Genomic DNA, 21,221 nt, shown 5'->3' with positions numbered 1-21,221 from the left:
TTCCTGTCGTTCCACGCTGCTCGTCCCTTTTTACGCTGAAATGACCGAAAATACATCAGTCGGCAGGCTATTTTTTTCAAGCGGGGTGAGCCGATAGGGACCGAGCTGGTGAAAACCGCCAGAGGTCGGGTCGTAGGCGCGAATGCGGAGACTGATCTGCACGCCGTCGGGCTGGCCGGGGCTCAGGCTGTACAGGTGGTACTGGGCGCTGCGTCTGGGCTTATGACCCAGAGCTGAGGCGGAGCGTACCCCAACGACCGGAATTGCCGCCCGGTGTGGTACCGGAATGCGGGTCAAGGTAGTGGTATGGGTGTGGCCGTGCAGTACCAGCTCGGCGCCCGACTCGGCAAGGACGCGCTGGAGGGCCTGGGCGTCGTGTAAACGCCGTCGCTGCGGCAGACCGGCCCGGGTCGGCGGGTGGTGCATCAGGACAACCCGGCAGACCTGACCGAGGCTCTGGAGCAGGCGCCCGAGCCGCGCTTGCTGGTCCGGCTCGACCCGACCGGCAGCCGACAACAGACCGGTCGGGCCGACGCTCGACACGCCGAGCAGGGCGACCGGTCCGCGTCGCCGCAGGCTGGGAAACAGGAGGTCGGCCTCCGAGGTATCGGAGCCCAGATAGGCTCGCCAGTGGGCCTGCAGGCTGGCGGCTGAGGCCGGCGTATAGGCGTCGTGATTGCCGGGAATGAGGGTGACCTGCCGGGGGTCGCCCAGCCGCTCAAGCCAGCCCAGGGCTGCGCGCAGCTCGGTCTCGAGGCCGAGGTTGGTCAGGTCTCCGGTGACCACTGTGTGGTCCGGGCGCTGGCCGTGCAGGTCGGCGATGAGCGCCTCCAGGATTTCGGGACGGTACTCGTGGCGACGCTGCGCACGCCATTTGAGCCAGCCAATCGTCTGTTTGTTGAGCCGCCACGGCAGGCAGCCGAAGCGCACCGGAGTGACGTGCAGGTCTGACAGATGGGCCAGGGTAAACGACACAGGCTGCCGACCTTTCTGCGGCCGCCGCCAGTATGCGCCTGTCCGCTGCGGCTCAGCGCTGCTCGTGCGTACTTGAGACCGATAAGGCGGGGCTGCCGGACAGGGTCTGGTAGACCACGCAGTAGCGCTCGGTCAGTTTGAGCAGGGTCGCCAGCTGCTCGGGCTCAGCGTCGGAATCGATAGCAAAGCTGAGCCGGATACTGCTGAAACCGACCGGAGCGTCTTTTGCCACGGCCAGGGTACCGCGGAAATCCAGGTCTCCCTCGGCTCGGATCGTCGCGTCGCGCAGGTGTACGCCAATCGACGTTGCCACCGCCCCGAGCGTGACCCCGGCACATGCGGTCAGGGCTTCCAGTAGCATGTCGCCCGAGCAGGCCGACAGACCGTCACCGCCCGTCGCCGGATGCAGCCCGGCCTCAACCAAAGCCTGGCCGGTTTCAACCTTGCAGGTGATGCCCTGGCCGAGTCGGGCCTGGGCTTTGAGGGTGATCCGGGCCGAGTCGGGCCGGTCTGTATACCGCTGCTTTAAGGGCGCTTGCAGGTTTCTCAGTTCTTGTCCGGTCATGTGTTCCTCCAGATTGTGGCGATGGTGGGTGGTCGGAGCGCAGCCCGCTCGTCAGGCCGGTCCATGTCTCATCGGTCTGCCTATACCACATCCGCCGGCTATGATAAGACCGCCGGGAGGCACATCCAAGGCTATGGCCAAGGCGACGAGTGGGCTGCAAACCACCATCTGGATACTCACCGATCCGGACCAACCCGAGCTCAAAATCTGGGGCATCTCGGGCGCAGAGCGTCTGCGGCGGGTGCTGGTGGCGGCCGGCATCCGGGCCGACCGGATCGGCGGCGGTCCGCTGGCCGCGCTTCAGGTGCAGGGCGGGGAGGTGCTTATCGTGCGGGCCGATTACGTGTTTGACGAACGTCTGATCCGCGCCCTGCTCGACTCACCCGCCGCCCACAACAGCGTCCTGTTCGTCCCGGGCAGCCCGCAGCGAGCCGTTGCCGCCCGGGTCGAGGCCCGAAACCGTGAGGCTGCCCTGGCCCTCTTGTCGGGCGCCGAAACCTTCCAGGATAACGATTCCCAGGCTGGTTTGCGTGGCCTTGCCCCGGGCGAGCTGGTGCCGGCCTACAACCCCGCCCTCCGAAAATCCGCCGTCCCCTATGTGCTGCCCATTCAGCCGCAGCGGCTCCGCGAGATCGAAGCCCATCTCTTCCGGGCCTCCTACAAGGGCATTACCGATGCGGTCACCAAGTGGGTCTGGCCTCGCCCGGCCCAGGCCGTTGTGCGTATCCTGGCCCGGGCCGGCGTGCGGCCGAACGCGGTCACCGGCCTGAGTTGGCTGCTGGTGATTGGGGCCACGTGGCTGTTCAGCCTTGGTGCTTTTGGCCTCGGCCTGCTGGCGGCGTGGCTGATGACCTTTCTGGATACGGTCGATGGCAAGCTGGCGCGGCTCAGCCTTACCACGAGCAAACTCGGCCATGTCCTCGACCACGGGCTCGATCTGATCCACCCGCCTTTCTGGTACCTGGCCTGGGCTGCGGGGCTGCCCGGCAGCGCGGTCTGGTTGGGGCCGGCGCTCGTCATTACCCTGCTTGGGTACGTGTTGGGACGTCTGCTTGAGGGCGTTTTTCTGCTGCTGTTCAAGATGGAAATACACAGCTGGCGGCCGATTGACGCCTGGTTTCGGACGATCACGGCCCGCCGCAATCCGAATCTCATCCTGCTGTCCGTGGCCAGCCTGGGTGGCCGACCGGACTGGGGTTTGGTGGCGGTGGCGGTGTGGACGCTGTGTTCGCTCGCCTTTCATAGTGTGCGTTTGCTGCAAGCGTGCGGCCAACGCTGGCGTGGTCAGCCCCTCCAGACCTGGCAGGAATCGGAGCCCGTGGGCTGAGGTCTGGTCCAGCCCAGGCGTGGCTCGCGTATCATGCGCATCGGCGTTTTGAGCAATCCTCGGGCTGGCCGACAGCCTGGCCGTGTGGCCCGGTTGCGGGCGCTGTGCGAGCGGCAGCCCGATGTCGTGTATGTTGAGACCGGGCCGCAGCGGGGGGTTGAAGACGCGGTCGCAGACTTGGCCGACCGCGACATCGGGGTGTTGGCCGTATGTGGCGGAGACGGCACTCTGCAGCGCGTGCTGACTGCAACGCTGCGCAGTTCGGCGTTTGCCCGTCTGCCCCTGATTGCGCCGCTCAAGGGCGGACGAACCAACGCCGGGGCGCTCGATATCGGAAGCCATCCCAACCCGCTCCGGGCCTTGTCCGGCCTGATGAAAGCCGTCCGTCAGGACAGCCTTGCCCAGGCTGTGGTGGAGCGGCCAGTGTTACGCGTCGAGTTGGGGCCGGACGAGGCTGTGCAGTACGGCTTCTTCTTTGGGCTGGGGGTGATCTATCGAACCACGGAACTGAAACACCGCCTGCTGCCCAAGCACTATTTTCAGGGGCCGCTGACGTCCGGGGCGATCATCGGGCTGGTGGCGCTGCGGGCGCTGCTGGGCTCCTGCCGTGGGGTGCTGAGCCGCGACCGCCTGGACATCCGGCTTGACGGCTGCCCGCTCGCCCCGGGTTCGTTTTTGCTCGCGTTTGCCACCACCCTCGACTCGGTGCTGGGGCTGCGTCCGTTCTGGGGCCGGGAGGAGGCGCCTATTCGCTGCACCGCAGTTGCCGAGGGGGCGTCGCGACGGCTGCTCGCCCCGCTCCGTATTGTCCGAGGCCGTCCGCCCCAGCCCGACGGATCGCTGGCCGGCTATGTGAGTCGCAATGTTCATCAGCTCCAGTTCCGGCTTGACTGTGGGCTCGTCATCGACGGAGAGTTGTTCGGGCCGAAGGCGGGCCGGGTGGTCCGCCTCGCAGCCGACCGGCGGCTCCGATTCGTCCGGACCTGAAAAAGAGCACCGGGGTACGCCCGATGAGCGCCTTGTACGACATCGTGGACCAGGAACTCGGCCAGCCGACGCTTACGGCGGCGCGAACCGTTGCCGACGAAATCCGCCGCCGTCACGGCCCGGCTGTTGCCGCAGTCGTATTCTACGGCTCGTGTCTGCGCCGACGCACGGACCAGGGGGTGTTGGATTTCTATGTCCTGGTCGATAACTACCGGGCCGTCTTTGCCTCACGGGTGTTGGCCGTGTTGAACGCCGTGCTGCCACCGAATGTCTTGTATCTGGAGGTCGGCGACGAGCCACACACGCTGCGGGCCAAGTACGCGGTGATTTCGATGCGCGATTTCGTGTCTGGCGCCTCTGCCCGCAGTGTACACGCGATTATCTGGGCACGCTTCTGCCAGCCGGCCCGGCTGGTCTATAGCCGTGACCAGGCCAGCCGGAGCCGGGTTGTCGGCGCGTGTGCGGAGGCTGTCCTGACCCTGGTCGGGCGGATGGCAGCCCTGTTGCCGGCTCGCTTTCAGACTGCTGAGCTGTGGCAGCGTGGCTTCCGGGAAACCTACCGGACAGAGCTGCGGGCCGAACAGCCCGGCACCGTTCAGGCTCTCTATCGCAGCGCGGTTGAGCGCTACAGCCAGGTTGCCGAACACGCCCTGTCCGAGTTGCGGGACCGTGGGCAATTGGTTCGAGTCGTGCCCGAACCGGGCCAGGCCGCGAAGGGGAACGATGATGACCGCCTCATCAGGAAGAGATCAGCGTTCCCCTTTGAGTGGCAGGTGACGATCTCCGACCGCCAGCGCCGCCGGCTGCGCTGGGACTGGAAGGTCCGGCGTGCCCTGGCCAAGGGCCGCTACGCGCTGTGGCTGCTCAAATCCGGGCTGACGTTCGATGACTGGCTGCCGTATGTGGCGTGGAAGATCAGCCGCCATGCCGGGTTTGCCTGGCAACCGACCGACCGCCAGCGTCGCCATCCTTTCTTATTGGGCGGCCCGGCGATTCTCAGACTGCTGGTCCGGCGTCACCTGCGCTGAGCCGTACCGGATGAGGGCCGAGATGGCCGATCCAATACCGTTCCGGTAGGTCTGCCGATAGGGCGAGTCCTGCCTCAGTTCGGCCTCGAGCCGCCGGTGGAGGAGACCCAGGCTGTGGTAGGGGACGGTCGGCAGAAAGTGGTGCAGGGCGTGGTAGCGGAGACCGACCGGGGCGGCCGCAGCGGTCAGCAGGCTGAACGCGGACGTGATGGAGCGGTCTCCATTGTTTTTCTCGGACGGGCAGCCTCGGAGCGTGATCGAGTCCAGGACCTGCTCAACCGTAGTGATGGCTTGGCCCTGGTTGTGGTAGCCATGGGCGGCCAGGGTACGGATCTGGTTGATGACCAGGATGCCGGCTCCAGTCAACCACCACTGCAGCAGCCAGGCGGGTGGAATCCAGCCCAGACAGCAGCCCAGTCCCACCCCCCAACACATGACACCGGCTGTGGCGTCCTGGGCGGCAAAACGAGTCCGCTGCCGTTTTGAGGGCAGCGCCCGACAATAGCGGGGGTTGATGACCAGGCTGGAGGCGTGGCGGATGACCCACCGGCGCAGCTGCGGCAGACACGCCGCGAGCGGGCCGATGACACCCCAGCGCACGACCAGCAAGACCGGCACAAGGCTGACCTGGACGACAAACCATACCAGCCCGAGCGGGTGGCTGTGGGCCAGGGGCAGATATTCGGGGTCGTTCGGGGTGCCAAAGCTTGCCTGGCGATGATGATCGCCGTGCGTATCGTACATGATGCTGGGAACCATGAGCGGAAAACCGATCAGCAGCAGCCAGGCGGTTTCAAAACCGGGCAGGGCACGGCGCTTGAGGTGGGCGAGTTCGTGGATGAACAGGACGGCCCGGAGTAGGGCCAGGACGGCGACGGCGCTGCACCCCAGATAGACCACGGAACCGAACGGCACGGACAGGCTTAGACCAAAAACCCCCCAGCCCAGGCCGGCCGAGACCAGCAGGTCGGCCCAATACTTCCACGGCTGGGGCTGGAAAGCGCTGGCAAACCGGCGTCTATAATCGGCCGCACTGAACGAGGTGGCGGTAGCCGCTGGCAGGCTGACAGGGGGAGGCTCAGACATGCGGTTGGGTATCCTGTTTGCGGGGGGCAATCGGAGATTGACGCTGGGGAAAGACTAAATGGCTCTGTGTGAGAGTGTCAAGGGTCGGGCGGCGCGGACGGGAGGTGTTTTGCACCTGGGTCAATGCTACTTGGTAAATAGCCTGAAATCTGGTATCTAGCGACGGATTATGTCGAATTTCTGGATACATGGGTGAGGCAAACACAGCGGACAGCTCCGGCTCCGGGCAGCCGGGTTCTGGTCACGGGTGGGACAGGTTTTGTGGGGTCCCACCTGCTCGAAACCCTCGCCCCACAGCCCTTCCAGCTGCGAGCTCTGGTCCGTAAGGCGGAGGATGTGGCGCAGCTTGAGGCGCGCGGTGTGGAGTGCATCCGGGGCGATCTGTGCGACCCTGCGGCCCTGACTCGGGCTGTTGCCGATGTCGATGTGGTCTTGCATGTCGCGGCGGTCACGAAAGCCCGCCCTGAGGCCGTCTATGAGCGGGTCAATGGCCAGGGAACATGGGCGCTGGTTGCGGCGATCCGGGCCGCTCCGTCACGTCCGCGCCGGTTTGTCTATCTCAGCTCTCTGGCTGCGGTTGGCCCGGCCCGCAACGGCCAACCGGTGTGTGTGGACGATCCGCCCCGGCCATTGACGGCCTACGGGCGCAGCAAATTGGCCGGAGAACTGGCCTGCCGCTCGCTGATGGAGGAGACCGAGGTCGTGATTCTACGTGCGCCGGTGGTGTACGGGCCGCGCGACCGCGACTTTTTTCTGCTGTTTCAACTGGCTATGCAGGGGATCTTTCTCATGCCCAAAGGAGCCGAGGGGCTCCTTCAGTTCGTCCATGTCCACGATCTGGTCGACGCCTTTAGTCGAGCTGCAACCCTTGCCAAGGTGGCGGGAATCTATCATATTGCCGAAGCGCGGTCCTACTCGCGGGGGGATATTGTGACCGGGCTTGCCCACGCGCTCGGGCGGCGGGTCCGCACGGTGCGTGTACCCCACTGGCTGGTGCGACTGGCCGCTGGCTGCAGCGAGTTGGGCGCGGCGATGATGGGGCGGACGACGATTTTTAATCGGGATAAAGTTCAGGAGTTGCTGGCCCCTGGATGGTTGTGTGAAACCGCAGCAGCCCGACAGGACTTGTGTTTTGAAGCCCGCATACCACTGTCTGAAGGCTTGACGCGTACAGCCGCGTGGTATCGAGAACAGGGCTGGCTGTAGGAGAAAATATGAATCGAGGGAAGGGGCGAAGCCGTCCGATATGGCTCCCTGTTGGAAATCTTGAGCCTGTGACCGGAGAGAGGGGGGCTGGATGAAACTATTGGACAAATGCGCTCGCTTTACACGGGCCCGGGAGGCGCAAGCCGGGGGATATTATCCTTTCTTCATCCCTATTGAAGCTTCTGATGGGACACAGGTAAGGGTCAATGGCGAATCCATGATCATGATGGGTTCGAACAACTACCTGGGGCTGACCCATCACCCCAAGGTTATTGAAGCGGCGGCCGAGACCTTGCAGCGCTACGGGAGTGGCTGTACTGGCAGCCGTTTTCTGAACGGTACGCTTGACCTGCACGAACAACTCGAGGACCGTTTGGCCCGCTTCCTCAACAAAGAAGCCGCCCTGGTGTTCAGCACCGGCTACCAGACCAACCTGGGTGTGGTGGCCGGCCTGATCGGACGCGGCGACTATTTGTACCTCGATAAGCTCAACCACGCGAGCCTGGTTGACAGTGCCCGCCTGGCCTACGGAACGGTGTGTCGCTATCCACACGAGGATTTGAGTATCTTGGAGCAGCAGCTGGCCCAGAGCCAGGGCAACGCTGGAAAACTCATTGTCACAGACGGGGTCTTCTCCATGGACGGCGACATTGTCGAGCTGCCGGAACTGGTCCGTCTGTCCGAGCAGTATGAGGCCGACATCCTGGTTGATGACGCCCACGGTTTTGGCGTACTGGGCGAACGGGGCGCCGGGACGGCCGAGCACTACCGGCTCGAAGACCAGGTCATGCTGATTGTGGCCACCTTTTCAAAATCCCTGGCTTCCATTGGGGGAGTGGTAGCCGGACCCGAGCCGGTGATTCATTACCTCAAACATCACGCCCGCTCCTTGATTTTCAGCGCCAGTATGCCGCCGGCTTCAGTTGCGACCGTCTTGGCCGCGCTCGACGTGATTGAGGCCGAGCCCGAGCGACGGACAGCCCTGTGGCGGAACACCCGCCGGATGCAGGACGGGCTGAAGAGCCTGGGCTACAATATCGGAGTCAGCGAAACCCCGATCATTCCTGTTGTCACCGGCCAGCCGATTGAGACTTGGCTGCTGTGGAAATCGCTCTACGATGGCGGGATTTTTACCAATCCGGTCATCCCGCCGGCGGTCCCCGACCATTCCTGTCGGGTACGAATTTCCATGATGGCGACGCATACCGACGAACAGATCGACTTCGTGCTCGACGCCTTCGAGCGCGGCCGTCATCATTTGGGCATTCGCAGCCAGGTGGCGGTCTAAACGGCCTGGGCAGAGTCGTGGGCGGTCGGGACCAGCAGGCCGTGCGGGTGGTCCCGGTTCGGCGCCGCTCGGCGCTGCGGGCTTTTCTGCGCCTGCCCGAGCGTCTGTACCGCCATGAGCCAGCCTGGGTTCCTCCCCTGCTGCTGGACCTCAAGGCGCAGCTGAACCCTAACAGACACCCTTTCCATCAACACGCGACGGTCGAGTATTTTCTTGCCCTACGGGCTGGGCAGGTGGTTGGCCGCATAGCGGCTATTGTCAACCACCGATACGTCTCGTTTCACAAGCGGCCGGTCGGCTTTTTCGGGTTCTTCGAGAGCGTCGATGATCCGGCCGTTGCCTCGGCTCTCCTCGGTGTGGCCGAGCGCTGGCTCGCCGAACGGAGGATGACCCATGTCCAGGGTCCGATGAATTTTTCGACCAACGAGATGTGTGGGCTGTTGGTTGACGGCTTTGAACACCCGCCGATGTTGATGATGCCCTACAACCTGGCCTACTACGCGGCGCTGATCGAAGCCGCCGGCTACCAGCAGGCCAAAGACTTACTCGCCTATCTGATCGATGTCCGTGCCGATGCGACCCCGCCCGCCCGTCTGGTGCGCGGGGTCGAGCGTTTGCAGCGGGCCCAGGGGGTGACCATCCGCCCAATTGACCGCCGCCGTTTTGAGACCGAGATCCGCGAGCTGTTCGCCATCTACCAGCAGGCCTGGCAGCATAACTGGGGCTTTGTGCCGGTGACCGAGGCCGAGCTCGAGCATTTTGTCAAACAGGTGCGCTGGATTGCCGACCCACGGCTGTGTCTGATTGCTGAGGTTGAGGGGCAGGCGGTTGGGTTTGCCCTGGCTCTGCCGGATTATAATCAGGTGTTACGGCGGACGAACGGGCGGCTGCTGCCGTGTGGCTGGCTGAAGCTGGTGTGGCATCGGCGTGCGGTGAATGCGACTCGAATTTTGTTATTAGGACTCAAGCCGGGCGTGCGGCTCAGGGGGTTGGATGCCATGCTGTATCTGAGACTGTGGCACGAAGCGCCCGAGAACGGCTATCCGTATGTGGAATGCTCGTGGATTCTTGAGGACAACTGGCCGATGATCCGCGGCCTGGAGCGAATGGGAGCGGTGCGCTATAAGACGTATCGGGTGTACGAGAAGGCTTTGTGAGCAGCTGTGATGAGAAGCAAGACACGTGGACTGTGGCTGATCAGCCTGGTTGTGCTCAGCCCGTGGCTGGGCGGTTTTGAGCTGAGCCGGCACAGCATTGACGTGGACCACATTGTTGACACTGGCTTAGACAAGGACGATATTCCGGCCCTGCTGGCTCCCCGCTTTGTCCCGGCCGCCGAGGCCAGCTGGCTGGGGGCTGGGGATGAACTGATCGGTGTGGTCGAGGGTGGCGTGGCCAAGGCTTACCCTGTGCGCATTCTGAGCTGGCACGAGGTGGTCAACGATACGCTTGGCGACAGACCCATCGCCGTCACCTATTGACCGCTGACCGCCAGCGGCGTCGTGTACGACCGCACCGTCAAGGACCGGCCCGTTTCTTTTGGTGTGTCGGGCAAACTGTACGAGAGCAACGTCTTGCTGTACGACCACCAGACCGAGAGTTTGTGGTCGCAGCTCCAGGCTGCGGCAGTTACCGGAGAGCTGACCGGAACCCCGCTTATTCCCATCGCATCGCTGACCACGACGTGGCAGGCGTGGCGGGAACAATATCCTGAAATCCTGGTCTTATCGACCCACACCGGCTTTCGGCGCGACTACGGCCGCCTGCCCTATCGCCAGTATGCGAGTAGCCCACGTTTGATGTTCCCGGTCCGGCACGCGGACTTTCGGCTCGGGCCGAAAGACAAAGTATTGGGCGTAACAATAGCCGGGCGGCACGAAGCCTACTCCTTGGCGGTGTTGCACAAGCGGGCGGTTCCGATACAGGACCAGCTTGGACACAAAAAGATTACGGCCGTGTACGACCCGATCGCCAACAGCGCTCAGGTCGTCGATGCCGAGTCGGGCGAGCTGCTGCCGTCCGTCGTCGCCTATTGGTTTGCCTGGGTGAGCTTCCATCGGGAGACGGCTGTGTATGGAAGTCCACAGGCTCGCCCTCGAATGCCGGAGGGCAGTCACTGAATACACACAAAACAGGAGGGCTGGGTATGGAAGAATTGGATCGCTATCAGGCGCGCCGAGAGGATCTCAAACAGCGCTATTTGCCGCACGGAGAACCCTCGGCTGGAACTGTCCCGACGGCTGGGGTCGATCATCTGGCCCTGATCTGTTCAGACCTGGAGGCCACGATTGAGTTTTATACCACGGTGTTGGGCATGCAGCTGACCAAGATCATGACCAACCGGGACGAGCCGAGCTCGACCCATATCTTTTTGGATATGGGTGGCGGCAATCAGCTGGCCTTTTTTGACTTTCCGAAAAAGGGGCCGGCCCCGACTGTCCGGGGGGTAGGCAGTATGCATCACGTGGCGCTGAAGGCCAGTCGCGAGCAGTACCGCCAGATTGTGGCCGGTCTGAAAGCCAGGGGGCTGGCCCATTCGCTGCACGGCTCGGAAGAGACCGGCTCGGTCTATGTGCGCGACCCCGACCAGATTCTGGTCGAGGTCACGACCGGATATTAAGTCAGACTTGGCGCCGTCTACAGGGCGGCCAGGCTATCGATGATGTCTACCGGCTCAAGCCGGTGGGTGTAATCGGCATCCACATAGGCCAGCCGAATGACCCCGTCCTGGCCGATGACATAGGTGGCCGGAATGGGCAGTTCGTAGGAGCTGTCGCCGTTGAAATCCGACAGCTTGGCCCCAATCTGATCGTACAGCGGGCGCAGCTCGTCGACCAGGGCAAAAACCAGTCCGAACTGGCGCGCGACCCGGTTGCCGACATCGCTCAAGACCTCAAACGGCAGCTCGTTTTTTTCGGCCATGGTCAACGAGTTGTCCGGCGTCTGGGGAGAGATGGCCAGGACGGCGGCGCCATGGGCCTGCATGGCGGCGAGGTGTTTTTTGTAGGCCTGCAACTGCAGGTTGCAGTAGGGTCACCAGTTGCCCCGGTAGAAGGCCAGGACGACCGGTCCCTCGCTCAGCAGGCTGGACAACCTGACCTGTTCGCCACCGACGTTGGGCAGGCTGAAATCGGGAGCCGTATCACCAACTGTCAGGGCGCGGTCGGCAATGCCGGTTTTGACCAGATCCTCGGTGGTGCGCTGGAGTGTAGTCCGAATTTCGGCCGGGATTTTGGGTAGCATTTCTTGCTGAAATGCCTCAATAGCCTGTTTGAGTTCCTGGTTAAGTCCGCTCTGGTCACTCATGGGTCAATCCTCCTGTCGTACTCACGCGATAGCGCACCTATACGTCCTGGTCGGGACCAAAGCAAGCCGGGTCAGGGCGGGGGCGGCGTTGAGGGGCTCCGTTCACCTTGCTTGACCAAACGAGCCAAGCAGGTATCAATACGGGGACAGGCGAACGCTGATCTCTGGCGTCCGCCTGTGTGGACAACGTATACGGAGGAGAGAGGCTATGCAGGATGTTTTGACGCGGTGGGTTTGTCGAGCCAGTCTGGCGGTCGCGCTGTTGGTGGCGCTCGGGGTCGGGGTTCGGGCCGACCAGCACGCCGGAGCGGGTGAGAGCCTGCCGGCCGTGACCAACGAGCGGCTGCTCCAGGGGACGACGAATGTCAGCGACTGGCTGATGTACGGCGGGAACTATGAGAGCTGGCGGTTCAGCCCACTGACCGATATTGACCGCCACAACGTCAAGAAGCTGCAGGCCGCCTGGGTCTTTCAGACGGGTATTCCGGCCCAGCTGCAAGCCTCTCCTGTGGTGGCCGACGGGGTGCTGTACCTGACCGCAGCCTTTAACAGCCTGTTTGCCATAGACGCGGTCAGTGGCGAGATGCTGTGGCGGTATGACCATCCGCTGCCCAAGGACATGCGGATCTGCTGCGGGCCGGGCAACCGGGGACCGGCCATTGCCGGCGATCTGCTCTACATGGGCACCCTCGACGCCCGGGTGGTGGCGCTGAATCGCAAGACCGGCGAGGTAGTGTGGAATACCGAGGTGGATAATTACCGCAACGGTTTCAGCGTGACCGCCGCTCCGCTGGTCGTCAAAGACAAGGTCATTATCGGCATTGCCGGCGGCGAGTATGGCATTCGGGGCTATCTGGACGCCTACGATGCCAAGACGGGCGAGCGGGTATGGCGCCGCTACACCATTCCCAATATGGGCGAGGCGGGTAACGAGACCTGGGAGGGCGATTCCTGGAAGCAGGGCGGTGGGCCGACCTGGGTGACCGGTTCCTACGATCCGGAAGCCGACGTGCTGTACTGGGCGACCGGCAACCCGGCGCCGGACTGGAATGGAGACAACCGCGAGGGCGATAATCTGTACACCAACTGTGTGCTAGCCCTGGACCCGGATACCGGCGAGCTGAAGTGGTATTTCCAGTTCACACCGCACGACATCTGGGATTATGACGGCAACACCGGCATGTTCCTGCTCGATGTGCAGCGCGGCGGGGCAACCGTCAAGGCTCTGGCCCAGCCAAACCGCAATGGCTTTCTGTACGTCCTTGACCGCCACAGCGGAAAATTTCTGCACGGCACCTCGTACGTCGAGCAGCTGAACTGGGCCAAGGGGCTCGACGAGAACGGACGCCCGCAGGCTGACCCCAAATACGTGCCGATGAAGGGCGGCAATCCTGAACTGATCTGCCCCGGCAATGTCGGCGGTCAAAACGGTTCCTATGCGGCCGCCTATAGCCCCACGGCTCACGCGATCTTTGTGCCGACGATCGAGAGCTGCGGCAAGATGGAAAAAGCCACCTCGATGTTTATCCAGGGCGTTCCGTTCTGGGGCGGTGGTCCGGGCGAGACCCAGGGCGATCTGGGAACGGCCTATGGCCACGTGTCGGCCATCGATCCGACCAGCGGTGAGGTCAAGTGGCGCTACAAAGACAAATATCCGCTGGTCGGCGGCGCACTGGCAACCGCCGGTGGTGTGGTGTTCACCGGCAATCAGCAGGGCTATGCCCTGGCCTTGGACGACACGACCGGGGAGCTGCTGTGGAAGTTCCAGACCGGCTCGACGGTACGCGGACAGCCCATCACGTATAAGGTCGGCGGGCGCCAATATGTGGCCATCCCGAGCGGGGCTGGCGGTCTGGTCGTCAGCATTGTGGGCGAGAACCCGAATATCAGCAAGGGCAGCGCGCTGCTGGTGTTCGCCCTGCCCCAGGACTGAGCCCGAGAGGGGAGGAGGCCGGTCCGCCGTTTAAGCCATCATTGGCCCGGCGCGAGGTCGGTATTCTATGATTGACGCGATGAAGTCCCGCCAGGCGGCCGGGCCAGAGGTATTATGGCCGGCCTGCTGAGACTGGCTACCGAAGACGACGCCGAGGGCATGCTGGAAATCTACGCCCAGGTTGTTGAGGAAACGGTCATCTCATTCGAAGAACAGCCGCCCTCGCCCCAGGAGTTCCGAAGCCGCATTCGCACGGTGCTGGACCGGTTGCCCTGGCTGGTCTGCGTCTTCGGCGACGACTTGGCGGGATACGCCTACGCTACACCCTTCAGGTCTCGGGCGGGCTATCGTTGGTCGGTAGAACTCACAGTTTACGTGCATCCCAACTACCATCGCCGCGGAGTGGCCCGCTCCCTCTACACCGCGCTACTGCGCTGCCTGGAAGCCCAAGGATATCACACGGCCGTCGCGCTAATTGCCCTCCCCAATCAGGCCAGCACTGCTCTGCACGCGGCCATGGGCTTCCGGCGCACTGGTGTCCTCGAAAGCATCGGCTACAAGCATGGCAGATGGATCAACGACGACGTATGGCAACTGACGATCCAGCCCGCTCCCGGCGCTCCTTCTGAACCCATCCCCTTGAGCCAGTTCATTGGCACGCGTGAATGGCAGGAGGCCCTAGACAGCGGCACGGCGCTACTGAAGACCTGACACCCGCCGCCGTCCTTATTCCTGGCAATGCCCATTGGTCTGTCCCTACGGAATCAGCAGCACCTTTCCCCCTCGCGCAAGCATTTCTAGCAATTTCAGGCGAGCGCTACCCAGCCGGTTCTCTACACCGAGTTGGTCGGCGTTGTGCGTTTATGCGGGGACGGCCGTCAATCAGTCCGCTGCGGCGGCGTGCCAGGCGCGGCCCATCGCGTCGGCGGCCAGAATCGCGTCCGCGACTATATCGGGGCTGACCTCAAACGGCTCGTTGTGGATCGTCTCACCTTCGGCCGTGGCGCGGGCGGCAACCTGCTCGAGCTGCTGGCGCGACATGTCGGCCGAAAGGCCGATCTCGGCCAGGGTGATCGGCAGCCCGACCTGGGTGCAGAAGTGGAGAACGGGATCGATCACCGTGCGTGGTTTGCCCTCCATCACCAGCTGGGTTATCAGCCCGTAGGCGACCTTTTCGCCGTGGTAGTAGGGGTGGGTCTGAGCGGCTTCGGTCAGGCCGTTATGCACGGCGTGAGCGGCCGCCAGGCCAGACGACTCAAAGCCCAGACCGGACAGCAGGGTGTTGGCCTCGACGAGGCGCTCCAGGGCCGGGTTGACGACATTGTTCTCGACCGCCCGCAGGGCGTCCGGTCCGTCTTCGACCAGGATGGTGTAACACAGCTCGGCCAGCTTCTCGGCACTGCGGGTGGACGCGCCGCCACGCATGTTCTGAATATGGCCCTCGACACAGGTCTTGGCCTCGAACCAGGTGGCCAGAGCATCCCCCATGCCGGCGACCAGCAGACGGGGAGGCGCCTGGGCTACCACGTGCGTATCAACCAGCACCAGGTCCGGGTTCTTGCGGTAAAAACGGTATTCCTGAAAAACGCCTTGGTCGGTGTAAATGACCGACAGCGCGCTGCACGGTGCGTCGCTCGAGGCGATGGTCGGACAGTTGACGACCGGCAGGTTGAGGTCATCGGCCGCCGCCCGCGCGGCATCCAGGACTTTTCCGCCACCCGCTCCGATCACCACCCCGCTTGTGTTGTCCCGGGCGGTCTGCTTGATCCGCTCAATCTCGGGATACGAGCATTCGCCGCCAAACTGGTGCACGGCGTGACGAATCCCCGCCTGGCTCAAATGCTGCTGCCAGACTTCGGACAGCAGACGAATCGCGCTCTTACCGGCAACAATCAGGGCCGGACCCTCAAGCCCAATCCGTTTCATCTCGGTGCCCAGTTGGGCGGTGGCGTTTTTCCCCTGAACGTAGTGGCTCGGTGCCGAAAAAACCGAAAGCATAGCCGCCTCCTTGGTGCGAGTGCGAATCGGAGGCAGTATAGACAAAGACCGGCTCGTGCGGCAAGCGAGCAAGAAAGGAAGACGAACTCGCATGCACATCCGAGGCGACATGGTCCGCTGGCTGTGGTGTGCCGTCTGGCTCCTTGCCAGCGCGTGCCAGCCCGCCCCTCCCCAACTCGGCAGCCATGCCTATGAGCGGCGGAGCCTCGACTGTGGGCCGGGAACCCGCCCGGGGCTGGCCGGCGTATGGGACGACGAACGGTCGGCTACGGGTATCCGTTACAGTGTCCGCACCCCGGCCAACTACGACCCGCGCTTTGCCCATCCCCTGCTTATGGTCTATGCCCCGGCCGGGCTCAACCGGTTCGGCAGCGAGTCCTTGACCGGCCTGACCACGGACGCCACCCGGGCCGGTTTCATTGTTGCCTATGCCAGTCACCGCCGTCTGTCGCTCGATGTCATCGAAGAGCTGGGTACGCTGCCCGGTCTGATTGCCGAAAAATGGTGTGTGAACCCGGACCGCATTTTCTTCACCGGTCACTCCGACGGAGGGACGGTGGCGGTCGCCCTGGCCGTCCTGGAACACACGCGGCACATCCCGACCGCAATCGCGCCGAGCGCGGCCGGATTCACGGCCCAGGACTTGGCCGCCTTTGCCTGTCCGGCTCCGCTGTCGGTGATGGTCATGCATGGCGCCGAAGACCGGCATTTCTCCGGCTATGGTCAACAGATTGCCGACTGGTGGGCGACCTGTAACCGGTGCGGGAAGCCGGCGAGCCCACCCCGGGCCGATGGCTGTCGCAGCTACCCCGAGTGCGCCGACGGGGTGAGAACGCTGTACTGCGAGGGAGCAGGCTCCCACCTGGAGTGGCCCGACCTCAATCCGCAGCTCCTGGCCTTTTTCTCCGGGCTCGGTCCCTACCGCCCATAAATCGCTGCAATATCAGAGATTTTTCACTGCTTGACAGCAACTCGGGTTTCGTTCCATATAGGGAAGGCCTATGCCGGGTTTGGCCTGGAGCTGTTGGCGAATCAAGAGCCGACAGTCTGAGTGGCAGATACAACTGGATGAACGGGACGAAAAAGACGTGGCGGGTCGGAACAACGCTGGCGGTGATCGGTGCTACCCTGCTGCTGAGCGGCATGCGGGCCGAGGCACATCGGGATCGCGGGCCAAACGATGCGTGTCGGCGGGAGATCGGGACCTCACTGTTACATATCACGCTGTATCAGACCCAGTTCGATCCGGTCGCCGAGTACTGCGAAGAAGTCCCCCGGGCGGGCAGGGCGCTCATGGTTGTTGATGTGACTCCGGGGCAACTGCGGGCGGTGCCGCTGGGACTGGAAATAATCGCCACCACCGAATCGGGTCAGTCGCAGGCCGTAGTGTCGCTCCCACCCCGGATATATGAGCGTGGCGTGGTGAATACCGAGGTGGTGTTTGCCAAGGACAAGGAGTATGTGGCCCGGGTGATGGTCGAGCTGGAAGAGGGTCAGACGCCACAATTACTGGCCTTTCCCATTCAGGTGGCGGCGTGGTATAAGGCGATGATGGTGCCGGGGCTGATTATCGGCGGAGTGCTCGCGGGTGTTGTCATCTCCGCCATCCGCTACGCGGTTGTTTCCCGGCAGGACGGTCAGGCGTTGGCATAAAACACGGACACCTTAGCAGAGCGCATCAGCAAGGACAGGAGGAATACCATGGCTCAGGCATTGTCGGCATCAAGTGGCTCCGGCGAGACGGCAACGATCAACCCAACCGACTGGTCGGTCGGCTGGAAGCCGCTGTTCTGGGGCTGCGGATTGGTCATGGCGGCCAACGTTTTTCTGTGGTTCTGGAACTACTGGTATATGTTCACGGCCGGGCTGAATTCCGCCAGCTGGGAGTTCACCCTGTACTACCGCTCGCTGTTCTGGGCCGAGTTGATCATTATCGGCGCGTTTGCCGGAATCTGGCTGGGCTGGTTGATCCGCACCGGTCGGGAACTGGAGGGCCAGCCGGTTGCGCGGTCTGAACAGGTCCGGCGGGTTGCCATCCTGTGGAGCCTGGTCGGTGTGACCAGCCTGGCGGTTTATCTGGAGGCCAGCTTCTGGCCGAACTGGGACGGCTCGTGGCACCAGACCATGGTGCGCGATACCGCCCTCACCCCGACCCACATTCCGATGTTTTATTTCTTTTTCCCGCTGACGGTTGTTCTGGCCGTGGGAACCTATCTGTACGGGCGCTACCGCATTCCGAGGCTCTATGGTCGGGACAAGGGGTTTCCGTGGTCGTTTGCCCTGCTGATTGCCGCAGCGGCGCTGGAATGCATGGCGGTTGCGGCCAACGAGTGGGGTCACAGTCTGTGGATCTCCGAAGAGATCTTCTCGGTGCCTTTTCACTGGCCGTTTGTGATTTACGGCTGGCTGGCCGCCGGGATGTTCGCCGTGTGGGGAGAAACCATCGTCCATCTGTTCGAGATTGAGAAGGAAGAGGAAGATGCCGTGGACGACGCCCCGTCCCAGCCGGCAGAGCAGCCCGTGTCTGCTGACTGATCACCGAGTCCGCAGTAGCTTCATCAGACCCTGCATGGAGAGGCGGCACGCATGGCAGACGCATCAGCCCCAGTAGCAGACTTGGCGGCCGAGGCCGAACGGCAAAAACGGCTCGAGCTCAAGGCCCTGGTGGAAAAAAAGTATAAGTGGATCGACTGGAAGTGGGACCTGATATTCTGGACCACGGCCATCTTTGTCGTTGCCGGAGCGGGGGACATCACCAAGCAGCTGTTTGCCGGGGACTGGGACTTCTGGACCGACTGGAAAGACCCCCAGTGGTGGCCGGTGGTGACCGCTTTTGCCACGATCATCATTCCGTCCGCCCTGCAGTACATCCAGTGGGTGGCGTGGCGCTTCCCGACCGGAGCAACCTATACCGCGTGCTGCATGTTCCTGGCGGCTTGGGTGGGGCGCTACTTCCAGTGGGACATCGCCCAAACCTACCCCATGAACTTTGTGTGGCCGATCTCTATTGTCGGGGCCGGCATCCTGATGGACTGGACCCTGATGAAAACCAAGAGTTTCATCCTCACCTCCCTGATTGGCGCCCACGTCTGGGCTGTTGCGGTGTGGGCCTATAACTACGTGCCCTTGGCGCCCTTTCTGCAACCCGCCCATTTCATGGATCATGTGGTAACGGTCTCTGATGTGCAGGGCATCGCCTATATCCGGTCGCAGACGCCGGAATATCTGCGTATGATCGAGCGCGGCGCGCTGCGCAGCTTCCTGGGTGAAACCCAGTACGTGTCTCTGATCTTTGGCGGCACGGTCGCTTTTATCGGGTATTGGATCGGCCAGTTCATCGGCCGCTATCTGGCGGTTTGGCCGATCAGACGCTACTTGAAAACGCTGTGAGATCGCTATGCGAAGGACAAGCCAATGGAGCACGGTCGGCTGGGCCAGCCTGGCGATTCTGCTCACAACACCCGCACTCGGCCACGCCCACGGCATAGGCTTGGACGAGATGGCCCCTCCGGTGGTGACCGCCATCCTGCTCGGTCTGGGGTGCTACTGGCTGATTGTGCTGTGGCCCGCCAGCCGAACTCCCAAGCTCCCGGCGTTTGAGCCGACCGAGCCGGACACTATTCGGATTAAGCAGAAACCGCGCCTGCGCGTGATAGAGAGGAGACTGGTCGATGACTAAGCGGACCGGACAGGTCTTGCTCAGCCTTGCGCTTATCGGCTGGGCGGTTGTGATCGGTGTTCCTCGGGCGTTTGCGCATGGTGAGGCTGCGGATGAACCGTTCCTGAAGAATATGACGACCGCATTTTTCGACGTGTCGGTGTCGCCGACCGAAATCCAGGTCGGCGACCCGGTCACCATCACCGGCAGGGTCAAGATCCTGGAGACTTGGCCGCACACCCTCTACACCCCGGAGATCGCTTCCATCATCCCGGTGGTTCCCGGACCGGTGTTTATGCTCAAGGAGCGGACGGTCAACGGCGAAGCCTCGATCGGCTCATTCTTTGTCGAAAAGGGTGGGATCTACGAGTTCCGCATGGTGATCATTGGCAAGGAACCCGGCGACTGGCACGTCCATCCCGGGATCGCCATCCACGGAACAGGGACTCTCATCGGCCCGGCCGAATGGGTCAGCGTGGCGCCAAGCCCCACGCCGCTCGAATTTCCGGTCACCCTGATGAGCGGCGAGACTATCGAGCTGGGGAGTTATGGCGGGAGCTTTGTCGTCTGGTGGTCGTTTCTCGGCTTCGGGCTGGGTTTGGTCTGGATGTTCTACTGGACCCTGACCAAAAGGACGGTCACCAATCTGGCGGTGACCCTCCAGATTCCGCCCAACGATGACGCGCCCGACCTGGGGCTGATCACACCGCGTGACCATATGTGGATGAATGTGATTGCCGGGGCCGCGCTTATCATGCTGGTGGCGGGCTGGACGTATGCCGCGACCAGTTATCCAGTCAGATGGCCCCAACAGACCGACTGGTTCACGCCGGCGTTCATCTCGTCGGGGCCGAAAATGGCCGAAGTGCGGGCCAGCGGGGCGACGTTTGACGAGGGGACCGAGACGCTGGAGATGGATGTCCGGGTCACCAACGTTGCCGACAGCCCGATCAGGCTAAAGAAATATACGATGGCGATGGCCAGCTTCGTCAACGGCGGCGAACAGGAACAGGCTACTGCCGGCCCGCGCGATTTTGTCGGTCCGCTTGATGTCGACCCCGATGTGGCAATCGGACCGGGCGAAAGCCAAGACCTGCGGCTCACTATCTCAAGCACCATATTCGGGGTCGAACGCCTGATTCCGCTCAGCGCCCCGCAGCAGTATATCGCCGGAGTGATCCAGTTTGAGAATGCGACCGGCGAGCAGGAGTTGGTCACGGTCCGTTCAAGCGTGATCCCCACCCGCTTCACCCCCCGGTATCTGCCATAGGTCCTTGGTCGGAGAGGCGGTGTATGGTGGGGCGGATCGGCATTGTCCTGTCGTTCGTCTGGCCGGCCACCGCGCTGCTCATGCCGCTTTCGCTGTGGGCGCACGGTGGGGTCGGGATTGAGCAGGATTCCTGTGTCGAGCGGGCCGGTCCGTCGTTGATTCATTTTGTCGCCTATCAACCCGAGTTCAGTCCAAGCCAGGAGTTCTGTACCCGCCTGCCCCAGGTTGGCAGCACCATCCTTGTGTTTGATCTGATTGACGAGGTCGTCCGCAAGCGCCCGGCGAGCCTGCGAGTGGTGGAAACCGGCACCACGGCCGAGCCCCGTACCCTGCTCCACATCCCGGCTCAGACATATCTGAACGGAGTGCTGAACGCCGAACTCACCTTTGGTACGCCGGGCCGCTACGCGGCGGTTGTGACCTTGGAGAACCCGCATCAGCAGATCACGTTTGCGTTTCGCGTTGGACGCTGGTCGGCTCAGCTCCTGTTGGCGCTGGGTGGCCTGTGTGTTGGCGCGCTAGGCGGCTATTTCTTATTCCTGAATAAAAGGAAGCCGCCGCTCACGCTGCTGAAAGGCTGAGGCTGCCCCCCTT

24 protein-coding genes are annotated in these 21,221 nt (G+C 63.0%); 18 read left to right on the top strand and 6 right to left on the bottom strand.

Annotation, left to right across the window (positions count from 1 at the left end; all coding sequences use genetic code 11):
* Positions 1-30 precede the first annotated feature (30 nt).
* Both J4F42_04555 and J4F42_04550 read right to left on the bottom strand, forming a co-directional pair.
* Complete coding sequence (locus J4F42_04555) at positions 31-975, bottom strand: metallophosphoesterase (GenBank protein ID MCE2484759.1); 945 nt, start codon at positions 973-975, stop codon at positions 31-33.
* Between the two features lie 52 nt (positions 976-1,027).
* A complete protein-coding gene (locus tag J4F42_04550) occupies positions 1,028-1,540 on the bottom strand; it encodes an OsmC family protein (GenBank protein ID MCE2484758.1) in 513 nt (170 codons plus the stop codon).
* 133 nt (positions 1,541-1,673) lie between these two features.
* Here J4F42_04550 and J4F42_04545 point away from each other — a divergent pair, with 133 nt between their 5' ends.
* Genes J4F42_04545 through J4F42_04535 form a run of 3 tightly spaced genes read left to right on the top strand, consistent with a single transcriptional unit; the run spans position 1,674 to position 4,882 of the window.
* A complete protein-coding gene (locus J4F42_04545; protein MCE2484757.1) occupies positions 1,674-2,867 on the top strand; it encodes a CDP-alcohol phosphatidyltransferase family protein in 1,194 nt (397 codons plus the stop codon).
* A 33-nt stretch (positions 2,868-2,900) separates the two neighbouring features.
* Positions 2,901-3,854, top strand: a complete 954-nt coding sequence (locus J4F42_04540) for a hypothetical protein (protein ID MCE2484756.1) — start codon at positions 2,901-2,903, stop codon at positions 3,852-3,854.
* A gap of 23 nt (positions 3,855-3,877) precedes the next feature.
* Positions 3,878-4,882, top strand: coding sequence for a hypothetical protein (locus J4F42_04535; GenBank protein ID MCE2484755.1), 1,005 nt, complete (start codon positions 3,878-3,880; stop codon positions 4,880-4,882).
* On the opposite strand, the gene J4F42_04530 is transcribed toward J4F42_04535, so the two are convergent.
* A complete protein-coding gene (locus tag J4F42_04530) occupies positions 4,829-5,968 on the bottom strand; it encodes a fatty acid desaturase (GenBank protein ID MCE2484754.1) in 1,140 nt (379 codons plus the stop codon). The two genes, J4F42_04535 and J4F42_04530, sit on opposite strands and share 54 nt — an antisense overlap.
* Before the next feature lie 192 nt (positions 5,969-6,160).
* Between J4F42_04530 and J4F42_04525 the strand changes: the two genes are divergently transcribed.
* The 6 genes from J4F42_04525 to J4F42_04500 all read left to right on the top strand — a co-directional run bounded on the left by J4F42_04525 (position 6,161) and on the right by J4F42_04500 (position 11,082).
* On the top strand, positions 6,161-7,174 hold the full coding sequence (locus tag J4F42_04525) for an NAD-dependent epimerase/dehydratase family protein (GenBank protein ID MCE2484753.1): 1,014 nt from the start codon (positions 6,161-6,163) through the stop codon (positions 7,172-7,174).
* Positions 7,175-7,265: 91 nt separating this feature from the next.
* The gene (locus tag J4F42_04520; protein MCE2484752.1) at positions 7,266-8,462 is read left to right on the top strand and encodes a pyridoxal phosphate-dependent aminotransferase family protein; all 1,197 of its coding nucleotides are present in this window, start codon (positions 7,266-7,268) and stop codon (positions 8,460-8,462) included.
* A gap of 17 nt (positions 8,463-8,479) precedes the next feature.
* On the top strand, positions 8,480-9,619 hold the full coding sequence (locus J4F42_04515; protein MCE2484751.1) for a hypothetical protein: 1,140 nt from the start codon (positions 8,480-8,482) through the stop codon (positions 9,617-9,619).
* 9 nt (positions 9,620-9,628) lie between these two features.
* Positions 9,629-9,943, top strand: a complete 315-nt coding sequence (locus tag J4F42_04510) for a DUF3179 domain-containing protein (protein ID MCE2484750.1) — start codon at positions 9,629-9,631, stop codon at positions 9,941-9,943.
* 21 nt (positions 9,944-9,964) lie between these two features.
* Complete coding sequence (locus J4F42_04505; protein MCE2484749.1) at positions 9,965-10,582, top strand: DUF3179 domain-containing protein; 618 nt, start codon at positions 9,965-9,967, stop codon at positions 10,580-10,582.
* A gap of 26 nt (positions 10,583-10,608) precedes the next feature.
* Positions 10,609-11,082, top strand: a complete 474-nt coding sequence (locus J4F42_04500) for a VOC family protein (protein MCE2484748.1) — start codon at positions 10,609-10,611, stop codon at positions 11,080-11,082.
* A 17-nt stretch (positions 11,083-11,099) separates the two neighbouring features.
* Here J4F42_04500 and J4F42_04495 read toward each other — a convergent pair whose 3' ends face one another.
* Together J4F42_04495 and J4F42_04490 are read right to left on the bottom strand one after the other, a co-directional pair.
* The gene (locus J4F42_04495) at positions 11,100-11,477 is read right to left on the bottom strand and encodes an AhpC/TSA family protein (protein MCE2484747.1); all 378 of its coding nucleotides are present in this window, start codon (positions 11,475-11,477) and stop codon (positions 11,100-11,102) included.
* Between the two features lie 18 nt (positions 11,478-11,495).
* Positions 11,496-11,768 carry a redoxin domain-containing protein gene (locus tag J4F42_04490; GenBank protein ID MCE2484746.1) on the bottom strand — a complete coding sequence of 91 codons (273 nt, stop codon included), beginning with the start codon at positions 11,766-11,768 and terminating at the stop codon, positions 11,496-11,498.
* A 208-nt stretch (positions 11,769-11,976) separates the two neighbouring features.
* Here J4F42_04490 and J4F42_04485 point away from each other — a divergent pair, with 208 nt between their 5' ends.
* Both J4F42_04485 and J4F42_04480 read left to right on the top strand, forming a co-directional pair.
* Positions 11,977-13,701 (top strand): PQQ-dependent dehydrogenase, methanol/ethanol family, encoded by a 1,725-nt coding sequence (locus J4F42_04485; GenBank protein ID MCE2484745.1) that lies wholly within the window; start codon positions 11,977-11,979, stop codon positions 13,699-13,701.
* A gap of 114 nt (positions 13,702-13,815) precedes the next feature.
* On the top strand, positions 13,816-14,412 hold the full coding sequence (locus J4F42_04480; GenBank protein ID MCE2484744.1) for an N-acetyltransferase: 597 nt from the start codon (positions 13,816-13,818) through the stop codon (positions 14,410-14,412).
* Between the two features lie 171 nt (positions 14,413-14,583).
* On the opposite strand, the gene J4F42_04475 is transcribed toward J4F42_04480, so the two are convergent.
* The gene (locus J4F42_04475; GenBank protein ID MCE2484743.1) at positions 14,584-15,699 is read right to left on the bottom strand and encodes a glycerol dehydrogenase; all 1,116 of its coding nucleotides are present in this window, start codon (positions 15,697-15,699) and stop codon (positions 14,584-14,586) included.
* A 91-nt stretch (positions 15,700-15,790) separates the two neighbouring features.
* On the opposite strand from J4F42_04475, the gene J4F42_04470 reads away from it, so the two are divergent.
* From J4F42_04470 to J4F42_04440, 7 genes are all read left to right on the top strand, one after another.
* Complete coding sequence (locus J4F42_04470) at positions 15,791-16,630, top strand: hypothetical protein (GenBank protein MCE2484742.1); 840 nt, start codon at positions 15,791-15,793, stop codon at positions 16,628-16,630.
* 137 nt (positions 16,631-16,767) lie between these two features.
* Entirely contained in the window at positions 16,768-17,352 is a 585-nt protein-coding gene (locus J4F42_04465) for a hypothetical protein (GenBank protein ID MCE2484741.1), read from the top strand.
* A gap of 48 nt (positions 17,353-17,400) precedes the next feature.
* Positions 17,401-18,234, top strand: a complete 834-nt coding sequence (locus J4F42_04460) for a hypothetical protein (GenBank protein MCE2484740.1) — start codon at positions 17,401-17,403, stop codon at positions 18,232-18,234.
* A gap of 51 nt (positions 18,235-18,285) precedes the next feature.
* On the top strand, positions 18,286-19,089 hold the full coding sequence (locus tag J4F42_04455; protein MCE2484739.1) for a hypothetical protein: 804 nt from the start codon (positions 18,286-18,288) through the stop codon (positions 19,087-19,089).
* A 7-nt stretch (positions 19,090-19,096) separates the two neighbouring features.
* Positions 19,097-19,378, top strand: coding sequence for a hypothetical protein (locus J4F42_04450; GenBank protein MCE2484738.1), 282 nt, complete (start codon positions 19,097-19,099; stop codon positions 19,376-19,378).
* Positions 19,371-20,627, top strand: coding sequence for a hypothetical protein (locus J4F42_04445; GenBank protein MCE2484737.1), 1,257 nt, complete (start codon positions 19,371-19,373; stop codon positions 20,625-20,627). The genes J4F42_04450 and J4F42_04445 overlap by 8 nt, the downstream gene beginning before the upstream one ends.
* A gap of 23 nt (positions 20,628-20,650) precedes the next feature.
* Complete coding sequence (locus J4F42_04440) at positions 20,651-21,208, top strand: hypothetical protein (protein ID MCE2484736.1); 558 nt, start codon at positions 20,651-20,653, stop codon at positions 21,206-21,208.
* Positions 21,209-21,221 lie beyond the last annotated feature (13 nt).

The sequence above is a fragment of the Desulfurellaceae bacterium genome (assembly GCA_021296095.1).
GTDB lineage: Bacteria > Desulfobacterota > Binatia > Bin18 > Bin18 > JAAXHF01.
The sequence above is the reverse complement of the archived record's forward strand: the minus strand, read 5'-3'. Positions and strand labels throughout refer to the sequence as shown.

Excerpts from the sequence above, each read along its gene's own strand:
- J4F42_04550 (MCE2484758.1), bottom strand. The coding sequence starts at position 1,540 with ATGACCGGACAAGAACTGAGAAACCTGCAAGCGCCCTTAAAGCAGCGG.
- J4F42_04545 (MCE2484757.1), top strand. The coding sequence starts at position 1,674 with ATGGCCAAGGCGACGAGTGGGCTGCAAACCACCATCTGGATACTCACC.
- J4F42_04540 (MCE2484756.1), top strand. The coding sequence starts at position 2,901 with ATGCGCATCGGCGTTTTGAGCAATCCTCGGGCTGGCCGACAGCCTGGC.
- J4F42_04535 (MCE2484755.1), top strand. The coding sequence starts at position 3,878 with ATGAGCGCCTTGTACGACATCGTGGACCAGGAACTCGGCCAGCCGACG.
- J4F42_04530 (MCE2484754.1), bottom strand. The coding sequence starts at position 5,968 with ATGTCTGAGCCTCCCCCTGTCAGCCTGCCAGCGGCTACCGCCACCTCG.
- J4F42_04520 (MCE2484752.1), top strand. The coding sequence starts at position 7,266 with ATGAAACTATTGGACAAATGCGCTCGCTTTACACGGGCCCGGGAGGCG.
- J4F42_04510 (MCE2484750.1), top strand. The coding sequence starts at position 9,629 with ATGAGAAGCAAGACACGTGGACTGTGGCTGATCAGCCTGGTTGTGCTC.
- J4F42_04500 (MCE2484748.1), top strand. The coding sequence starts at position 10,609 with ATGGAAGAATTGGATCGCTATCAGGCGCGCCGAGAGGATCTCAAACAG.
- J4F42_04490 (MCE2484746.1), bottom strand. The coding sequence starts at position 11,768 with ATGAGTGACCAGAGCGGACTTAACCAGGAACTCAAACAGGCTATTGAG.
- J4F42_04485 (MCE2484745.1), top strand. The coding sequence starts at position 11,977 with ATGCAGGATGTTTTGACGCGGTGGGTTTGTCGAGCCAGTCTGGCGGTC.
- J4F42_04480 (MCE2484744.1), top strand. The coding sequence starts at position 13,816 with ATGGCCGGCCTGCTGAGACTGGCTACCGAAGACGACGCCGAGGGCATG.
- J4F42_04475 (MCE2484743.1), bottom strand. The coding sequence starts at position 15,699 with ATGCTTTCGGTTTTTTCGGCACCGAGCCACTACGTTCAGGGGAAAAAC.
- J4F42_04470 (MCE2484742.1), top strand. The coding sequence starts at position 15,791 with ATGCACATCCGAGGCGACATGGTCCGCTGGCTGTGGTGTGCCGTCTGG.
- J4F42_04465 (MCE2484741.1), top strand. The coding sequence starts at position 16,768 with ATGAACGGGACGAAAAAGACGTGGCGGGTCGGAACAACGCTGGCGGTG.
- J4F42_04460 (MCE2484740.1), top strand. The coding sequence starts at position 17,401 with ATGGCTCAGGCATTGTCGGCATCAAGTGGCTCCGGCGAGACGGCAACG.
- J4F42_04455 (MCE2484739.1), top strand. The coding sequence starts at position 18,286 with ATGGCAGACGCATCAGCCCCAGTAGCAGACTTGGCGGCCGAGGCCGAA.
- J4F42_04450 (MCE2484738.1), top strand. The coding sequence starts at position 19,097 with ATGCGAAGGACAAGCCAATGGAGCACGGTCGGCTGGGCCAGCCTGGCG.
- J4F42_04445 (MCE2484737.1), top strand. The coding sequence starts at position 19,371 with ATGACTAAGCGGACCGGACAGGTCTTGCTCAGCCTTGCGCTTATCGGC.
- J4F42_04440 (MCE2484736.1), top strand. The coding sequence starts at position 20,651 with ATGGTGGGGCGGATCGGCATTGTCCTGTCGTTCGTCTGGCCGGCCACC.